The organism is Kitasatospora sp. NPDC098663, from assembly GCF_044760075.1.
Classification (GTDB): domain Bacteria; phylum Actinomycetota; class Actinomycetes; order Streptomycetales; family Streptomycetaceae; genus Kitasatospora.
In genome coordinates this window covers 1-1,735 of the sequence record NZ_JBIWAP010000131.1, presented here as the reverse complement: position 1 = coordinate 1,735, position 1,735 = coordinate 1, and the positions used below count along the sequence as shown (strand labels likewise).

The 1,735-nt window shown below is 67.6% G+C and carries 1 protein-coding gene; it reads right to left on the bottom strand.

Features of this window, described 5'->3' with window-relative positions; all coding sequences use genetic code 11:
• Nucleotides 1–14: 14 nt before the first annotated feature.
• Nucleotides 15–1,679: an ISAzo13 family transposase gene (locus tag ACIQVZ_RS42405; protein ID WP_402458531.1), complete on the bottom strand. Its 1,665-nt coding sequence runs from the start codon at nucleotides 1,677–1,679 to the stop codon at nucleotides 15–17.
• Between the last annotated feature and the right edge of the window lie 56 nt (nucleotides 1,680–1,735).

Here is a 1,735-nt window from a genome sequence, read left to right as displayed (position 1 = left end):
GGGCTTGCAGATAATCAACACATCTCTTTGGTGTTGCTCTGAGGAGTCGCTGCGGGCTCGTATCTGGGCATGTGTACGGGCAGGAGTGGGGACGTGGTGGGCGGCGTAACGACGTGTCCGTGCTCCTCCAGCAACGGACGGGTCTCGCGCAGGACACGGCGGATGGTGGCGAGGCTTGTCCCGTAGAGCTGGGCGAGATCACGTGTGGCCAGGTCCAGACGCAGGTGGAGCAGGGTGGCGACCACTCGGTCGGGGAACAGGAATCGCAGTGGTCGCCCGGATCGGGGCAGGTGATCATTTGGGGAACAGTTGTCCACGCGGGCCTGCCAATGGGTTTGTCGCAGGTCAGCCAGGCCCGCGATGAGTTCGTCGAGTTCGACCGTGGTCATCCCGGTGAGGTCGGACATCGTCGCCGCGGGGCCGGGGTTCTCGCGCACGGCTGCTTGTGCCGTGGCGGCTGCGGCCGCGTGGGCGGTGGGGTGCAGCGTGTAGTTCCAGTCTCCGTGGAAGTGGTGTCGACTGATCGGTAGGGCGGCCATGTCGGCGTCGCTGACTGTCACGCCGATTGGATATAGCCCGGTGTCGAGCTGGGCGTCAACGCGCAGGCCCGTGCGGGTGGTGGTGGCGGCAATGCTCTGCACGATGACTTCGTGGCTGGTCAGAGGCCTCCCACGCCAGTTCATGGTGATGTGGGAGAAGAGACGGTGCTCTATCTTGTTCCACTTCGATGTGCCCGGCGGCAGGTGACAGACCGTAACCGCTAGACCGGTCTCCGCTGCCAGCCGGGCGAGCTCGGCTTTCCAGGCCCGGGTGCGGTAGCCGTTGGAGCCTCCCGCATCCGCGCTGATCAGCAGCCGGCGCGCGCGTGGGTAGCAGGCGCGGCCGACGGCATTCCACCAACGGCGGATCGACTCGACGGCGAACGCGGCGGTGTCGTGGTCGGTGCCGACGTTCACCCAGCCGGTGTTCGCGGCCACATCGTAGATCCCGTAGGGGACGGCCTTGCCGAGTTCCTTGTCGGGGAAGTCATGGGTGAGGACGCGGACCGGCTCACCGATCGGGCGCCATTGGCTGCCGCTGTTCTTGAACTCGCCCACGAGCTCTTTCTTTTTGGCGTCCACGCTGATGACCGGGTCGCCGGCCGCATGATGCTCGCGGGCCTGCTCGTTGAGATAGCCGAACTGGGCATCCCGGTCGGGGTGTTGCTTGCCCTCCAGGGTCTTGGCGTTCGCCTGCAGGCTGAAGCCGGCCCCGCGCAGGAGGTCCCCGACGGTGTCGGCGCTCACCCGGTGGCCCTGTCCGGTCAGCGTCCTGGCCAGCGCTCGGGTGGACTTGGTCGTCCAGCGCAGTGGCGACATCGGGTCCCCGCGCTCGTCCGGCTCCACCAGCGCCAGCAGTGCCGGCAGCAGTCCCGGGTCCAGATCGGCGGCGCGTTTGCGCCCACCACCGGGCCTGCGCACTCCCTCCAACGGCTCCTCGCCGCGACCGAGCTCCCGCACGCCCTGGGCGACCGTGACCACCCCCGCCCCTGCCGCCCGGGCCACCAGCCGGATCCCGCCATGGCCGATCGCCCGCGCCTCCGCCCCCATCACCAACCTGCGCTGACGCTCGTTCAGGTGCGGAAACACCGAACCAAACTTCACCGCCAGCGACGCCTCAAGCCCCTCCACCACACCCATGGCACCATCATGACGTCACGAGCCATAAAAAGATGGGTAGTTCATCTGCAAGCCCT

What these genes read in the sequence shown, in the direction of transcription:
- ACIQVZ_RS42405 (WP_402458531.1), bottom strand. Translation starts at nt 1,679, where the DNA reads ATGGGTGTGGTGGAGGGGCTTGAGGCGTCGCTGGCGGTGAAGTTTGGT.